The 6,260-nt window shown below is 57.5% G+C and carries 4 protein-coding genes and 1 pseudogene; 2 read left to right on the top strand and 3 right to left on the bottom strand.

Going from position 1 to position 6,260, the window contains the following annotated elements:
* Positions 1-370, top strand: a pseudogene (locus I6F20_RS36985) (MATE family efflux transporter); the annotation flags it as partial.
* A gap of 1,376 nt (positions 371-1,746) precedes the next feature.
* On the top strand, positions 1,747-2,442 hold the full coding sequence (locus I6F20_RS36980; RefSeq protein WP_225131377.1) for a GntR family transcriptional regulator: 696 nt from the start codon (positions 1,747-1,749) through the stop codon (positions 2,440-2,442).
* Here I6F20_RS36980 and I6F20_RS36975 read toward each other — a convergent pair.
* The 3 genes from I6F20_RS36975 to I6F20_RS36965 are packed head-to-tail and all read right to left on the bottom strand — an operon-like array spanning position 2,351 to position 6,244.
* Positions 2,351-4,048, bottom strand: a complete 1,698-nt coding sequence (locus tag I6F20_RS36975; RefSeq protein ID WP_225131375.1) for an ATP-binding cassette domain-containing protein — start codon at positions 4,046-4,048, stop codon at positions 2,351-2,353. The genes I6F20_RS36980 and I6F20_RS36975 overlap by 92 nt on opposite strands.
* Complete coding sequence (locus tag I6F20_RS36970) at positions 4,035-5,666, bottom strand: asparagine synthase-related protein (protein WP_225131372.1); 1,632 nt, start codon at positions 5,664-5,666, stop codon at positions 4,035-4,037. Before I6F20_RS36970 ends, I6F20_RS36975 begins: the two co-directional genes overlap by 14 nt.
* 20 nt (positions 5,667-5,686) lie before the next feature.
* The gene (locus I6F20_RS36965; RefSeq protein ID WP_225131370.1) at positions 5,687-6,244 is read right to left on the bottom strand and encodes a lasso peptide biosynthesis B2 protein; all 558 of its coding nucleotides are present in this window, start codon (positions 6,242-6,244) and stop codon (positions 5,687-5,689) included.
* Positions 6,245-6,260 lie beyond the last annotated feature (16 nt).

The raw sequence follows: 6,260 nt of genomic DNA, 5'->3' as shown, positions 1-6,260 counted from the left end.
TATGGTTTTTGTCCGTCCTTTGGTCGGGCTGTTCAGCGATAGCGATAGCGTCAGGGAAATTGCCGTTTCTGCCTGCACCGTCTTCCATCTCTTTTTTGGACTGTATGGTATTGAGACTGTCGTCACGGCGATGCTTCAATCGCTCGGGAGAGCGCGTCTCAGCGCGGTTGTGTGTTTCGCGAGACATTATCTCTTCATTCCGGCTGTACTGTTCTTCCCTGCCATCTCTGGCTTCAGCGGAGTATTGGCCAGTCAAGCCATCGCGGAGCTAGGCGCCGGGATGATTGCACTGTTTATCATGCGCCGTCAGTTCGTTGAGCTCAGGCGATGCGGCCGACACATTCAGCCTGGAATCGAAAGTGCTCTTTGATCTGATCATCGGAGCCGGCATTTAAGCCTGCATGGCCGGCGACGGGATGGCTCCAAAATTAGGTGTGATGTGCAAGAGCGAGTCGCTATGTATCGGTCTATATCGCTGCGATTGCGATGAAGGCAAAGCCGTCGAACGTCGTGCGCGGGTGGCGCAGCGCGGCGAGGTCGACGTCGCGCCTAGTCTTGGCGAGCACTCGAGCTCAAGCCAAGGATAAGAGAGACCGATCATGAGGAAGCTACATCCGTGGCTTATGATCTGAAATCCGACCGCCCTTCAGTGTCGTGTCGCTCATAGTGAGGCAAGTAGGCAGCCGGAATTTGCGGCTTGCAGTCTGAGAACGGAAAGACGCCTTCGGAGCGATATTCCCGGCTGTGGGCGCTCTGTTTCGATTGTGTGTACTCAACTACCGCGAGGCCAAGCGGCATGCACGCCGTAAGGAAAATCTACGTCTCCGGGTAGAACGAAAGACACGGCATCACGGGGACGACCTGCATTCGTGCCGAGTGCAAATTTCGAAAATCGAGGGATTAAGTCCGTTGTTAAGCTCCGAGCCGAGAGGATTCGGCGGCGAAAACTCTAGCCAAAAATGGTCCAGTTTGACGGCCTCAGATCCCTTGAATCGTACGTAGCGTCAAGTTGTATCTCAGATGGGTGGGACGGCCCCCGACCACGCCAAGGCTATCCAACGAGCGAAAAGGATTGCGAATGTTTCAATTCTTAGACTCACGCCGCAGGACTTCCGTGATCAGCGAAAGCAGGGCGGTTTGAACGGCACGCTCTTCTTTAGCGATGGTGGCGGTGTTGTTCACCCGATGCAGGCCCGTTCCCCTTCGGATGCACCTCGGAGCACCAACACGCCATTGCGCAAGTGGCGGCTTACGAATCGCCGATGCTGATCTCGTTACGAACGCGGCTGCGCGACGAGCGGAGCTGGAGCTCTCCACCGATCCAACAAACGACTAACATTTTGATGAACGAAATGGGAGCCATGATGACCGGCGAATCTATCCTGATTTTGGGCGGCGGACCGCGAGTGCGGACGCAATATCGTGAACAGCGAAACCAACATGTTGGCGCCGACGTCGGCACCAGTGGCAGCGACGCTGCTTCTTGGGCGGGTTGCACAATGGCAGAAATGCCGCTCGATCATCGCCTCTACCCGTTGCGACCGCCTATTCCGCTTTGGACATACCCACCTCCTACTCGGCAGCAGAGCTTCGTGGCCCTAGCGGACGGCCTGCCATGGCGGCCTATGCTAGCAGCCATTTCGCCGCGGACCGGACCGCGCATGGTTTCCGGGGCGGCATGAGCTATGCCAAGAGGTGAGGCTCCCTTGACCGCCTCAGTCAGGCCGCTTGAACGGGCGAGTAATCATGGCTTTTGAGACACAGCATCCAGTATTCCAGGCCTTGCGCGAGCGTCTATTACTGGGCCATTGGCTACCCGGCACAGCCTTGAAGCCTGCCGACATTGCCGATGAGCTTCGCGTCGGAATTTCGCCCGTACGAGAGGCTTTGATACGGCTGACTGAGCGCGATGTGGTGCAAAATGTCGACCACAAGGGGTTCAACGCCAGGCCGATCGACCCACATCAAGCCATCCTGTTCTGCAACATGCTGTCGCAAATGTATGTCGATAGCATCAGCGATTTCACCAAGGCGAAGCTGATTGATGAAGTGGCGGCAAGCTTCTGCGGTGAAATTAAGCCCATCTACGCAAGCAATGAGGATCCCGCCAAACTCTTCTTGAAAGCAGGCGAGTGCTATCGGCGCGCGTTGCTGGTCAAACAGCATCGCCACATTGCGGATCACGTCGCGGACGTCGTTTATGTCTACCTTTCACGCGCAATGGGAACACGTACGTACTACAGCGAGTTGCTTGTCGAAAGTCAAAGTATCAGTGCGTTGATGGTCGAAGGGCAGCACAAAGGCGCAGCCCGTGCCATCCAAGACTTTTTCAGGCGCCGGGTCACGGAAGTTATGCGAGCACAAGCGAGGCTCTCGCGGATGCCGACCACGACAAATCTAGCACGTAGTCACGTGGACTTATCACGCCCCGGCGATGCGTGATTGCTATGATCGTCGTGTCCGACGCGAGTTGCCGAAGTTCGTCGAAGATTCCGCGCTCGGTCTGCTCGTCCAACCCGGAACTGGCCTCGTCGAGGAGCAACAGCCGAGGCCTTGCGATGAGGGCACGGGCGATCGCAAGGCGCTGCCTCTCGCCGCCGCTTAGCAATTGGCCCCGCTCGCCGACGCGGTAGTCCAAACCGTCCCGCAAGGAGGTCACCTTATCAGCCAGATGGACGCATTCTAGTGCGTGGAACACGTCCGCATCGGGAAACGGGCGGCCCAGCAGAACGTTTTCGCGGATACTCAGATTCATCATCATAGGCTCTTGGGGCACGTAACCTACGTGCGCCAAGTAATCTTCCGGATCGATCGTGGCCAGGTCCAGAGAGCCAACGCGTACCAGGCCGCTGTAGCCTTGATGCATTTTTAGCAGGAGCTGCATAAGCGTCGATTTGCCAGCGCCCGAGCGTCCGATGATGAAGTTGATGACGCCGGGCTTGAACTCGCCCGTTATCCCAGAGAGAAGCGGCGAGGCGGCGCGCTCATAACCAAACGAAAGCGCGCTGATGGAAATGGCGAGTGAGCCCGATATCGGCATAGTACGCTTGAGCATAGCGGGTCGTGCCGCTGGGGCATGGGCATCAAGCAGCGCCTGCAGCGGCCGGGCCATGCCACGCGCAATGATGATGTCTCGAATTGACATGCCAATAAGCTCGAAGGGCCGGTTCAGTTGAACCAGGATCATGCTCACCATGACGAGCCCACCTATCTCGCCTGATCGGTCATAGAGCCACAGCGAAAGCCCCAAGATCGAGGCATACTGAACGAACAAGAGGGTCGCTTGCAAAGCGCCATAGCGCAACCGGGCGCCATAGAACGAGAGCCAGGCTCGGCGCGTGGCGGCGGCCTGGCGGTCATACAACTCAGCTATCCAGGGTTGAGCGCGGAACACCCTGATCGAAATGATGTTCTCGATTGCATTTCCTAAAACGTTCGAGCCCTCGTTACTTGAGGCCTGCGCCTCAGCCTGATACACTTTTGTAACTCTATTGCTCTTCCACGTTATCAACACGAGGACGGCGCCGTAGGCTAGAACGAACAGCGCCACAAACCAATTTGCTGCTCCACCGACGGCAAGGAACGAGAACGCAACATCGGCGACCCCGCCCATCAGCACCATCAAATAGAGCTGAATGTACATCTTATTGGACTGGTGCCAACTCTCTACCATTGCCGAAATCTTGCTCGGATTGTTTTGAGAAAACAGCGAGCCCTCGGCGCTCACCAGAGCGGCCATGATCTTCTTGCTGGAGAGATTACGAACGTCCTGTTCCAGCCTGTTCGACAGAACCGCCTTGACCTCCTGCAAGCACCGAGCAAGTGCGGTCGTAACGGCAAACAGCAACAACAAACTGAGCGTAAGAAGCGGCGGCGCGCTGGCCAGCCGGGCGACGGCCCGTGAGAACAAGAGCGGCCCGGCGACCGTGCAGGCAGACGCTGCAATGGTCGTGAGCAAGAAGCCCGCGACAAGAACGCGGGAAGATTGCAGGCTCGTCTTGATGATGTCCCATTGGAGCGGGGGCAAGAGCGGCTTACCCCAGTTCATGAAGGTCCATCCAATCGGCAACAGCGCAGAGACGAACGAGTGCAAACGCTGAGTCGTATGACAAATTGTCGATAGCTGAACGGAGGAGATCGCGGGAGATCAAGCCTTGCCGATACAATGCACTACGCTCGACACGTGACACTAAGGCACCATATTCGTACCGCATTAGCATGTCGCGCCCGGCACCTTTGCCAACCCGATAGTAGATCACGTCGGGCAAATGTTCCCGGAAGGCCTCGCGCTCAAGTGCACGATCAATTCCATTTGAGTGATGATGTCGGCGAGCCGTGACGAGACTTGCCTTGATGAGCGGCCAGAACACAAACGCCTTTCGCTCTTCTACCGCAATGTCTCGTAGTGCGATGCGATTGAGCTCCGCATGACGCATGCCGAAGAACTGAAACAGTCGCGTCGTCGGCAGGTGGCGTAGGGACCTGGCGCCTGGTACGAGCTCTGCACCGAAATCCGGCCGCACTGACGCGACAGGCGACTGCGGCCGATGATCACCGAGCATATGGCGGCGTAAGTCCCGGCCGCTCCGACCGGTGATCACCTCGCGAAGAACACGCCAGACAGACGTTCGAGCCTGAATCGCAAGGCCGGCGAGCTCGCGCAATGCATCTTGTGGCGATCGGGATTCGGCAAGCAGCTCTCTGGCCATCGTCAAGCGGCGCATTCTGAGAAATAGTTGATCGCCTCCGTCTCCTGTGAGCACCAGGCGCGATCCTGCGGCCTGCGCAGCCTCGTGAAGTTGAGCCGTTGTGGCGATCGTGGCCGCTAGCTTACAAGGTCGCGGCGTTGGAGCCAGCAATTCTGACGATAGATGGGTCATCGACGAGCGAGCATTCGTTTCGACATAGGTTGGCGCGCCGCCCACCTGCTCGGCTAGCGCGGCAAAAAAGAAGCGTTCGTCACCATTGACGTCCGTCTCTGAGTAGCTGTTCAGGAGGGAAAGGGGCCTGCCTCGATGGAGGTCGGCCGCAGCCAGCGCCACTACCGACGAATCAAGGCCCCCGGAACATTGAATACTGAAAGCACCGCCATAGTGGCGGGTTTTGTGAGCGACGCTCGCTGAGATCAATTGGCGAAAACTGGCCACGTCATCCTTGAAAGAGAACGCCGAGGTGTTGAGCCTGGCTACGGCGCCCGCCAGAAAATCGACTTGCCGAAAAGTCCCCCTTGAGACGATGAGCGCCGCGCCACTCAGTAGCTCAAAAATCCCACACAACCCTGTTTCCGGGGTCAACCAAGACGCGTTGCGTATCAGGCCAGTCAAATAGCCAAAGTTGAAGGCGTGGCGTTGCGCCAAGGCGGCATCTGGCAGCTTCAGTCCTGCCCAGCACTCAATCTCATCATTTCTGACCTGGTAGAAGATGGAGATCTCCGAGAAAGGTGGGCGTACGATCGCGATGCCACTTGGCGCGCGAACAATGAACGCCGCATCGCCAGCGTACCGCTCCTGCAGCAAGGCGACAATCTCCGGCAGAGACGTGTCTTTGAACTGTGTTGGCTCCAATTCAGTCGGCATGCCGGTCTCGGCGTCAACAATATCGTTGAGCACCGTGATTTCCACGCGGCCGTCTACAATGATGGTGGCAAGCTCCTTCGCTGAATCCAAGAGCCCATCTACATTGAGTCTCATTTCGCGAAGCTCAAGATGACGCTGTAGTCCTCCACAGCACGCTTCGCGTCGTTCAAAATGAGGTCACCAGATTGCAGCCAGGCGTGGGCTCTGAACGGGGGCTGCTTCACACCAACGAGGAGCTCGAGCGATGCGATGTAGGGATAGAAAAACAGATACCCCCCTACGGAATCCTCAAGGCAGCGCGGGCGGCGGAACCGAAGATTGCGCAGATGTTGGAATACGCTGGCGTAGTAATCGATTGTTTCGACTCCCATTGACGCCGGTGCTGTTCCCCGACGCGAGGCACGTAAAAAGTCGAGTTGACGAGCGATGGTCTGGCTGCGAACGAAGCGAGCAGCATGAGCCGCACGCGCATAGTGCCACACCAGATGGAGGGGTGGGAGAAAGGCTGGCGGTGAACTCAGGCAATCGCGCAACTTGGCCGTCGTCTCGGTTAGCCGTTCACGCTCCTCCGGACAAGCTGCAGAAGTGCTCGCCATGCTGTAACGATTGGATTGCAGGTCGAGGCTGATCCAACGCCCGTTAGACCACGCATGAAATATGTCACTCACAGCAGCGATCCCTTGG

It is taken from the genome of Bradyrhizobium sp. IC3123 (assembly GCF_020193625.1).
GTDB classification, from domain to species: Bacteria; Pseudomonadota; Alphaproteobacteria; order Rhizobiales; family Xanthobacteraceae; genus Bradyrhizobium; species Bradyrhizobium yuanmingense.
The sequence above is the reverse complement of the archived record's forward strand: the minus strand, read 5'-3'. Positions and strand labels throughout refer to the sequence as shown.

Excerpts from the sequence above, each read along its gene's own strand:
- I6F20_RS36975 (WP_225131375.1), bottom strand. The coding sequence starts at position 4,048 with ATGAACTGGGGTAAGCCGCTCTTGCCCCCGCTCCAATGGGACATCATC.
- I6F20_RS36980 (WP_225131377.1), top strand. The coding sequence starts at position 1,747 with ATGGCTTTTGAGACACAGCATCCAGTATTCCAGGCCTTGCGCGAGCGT.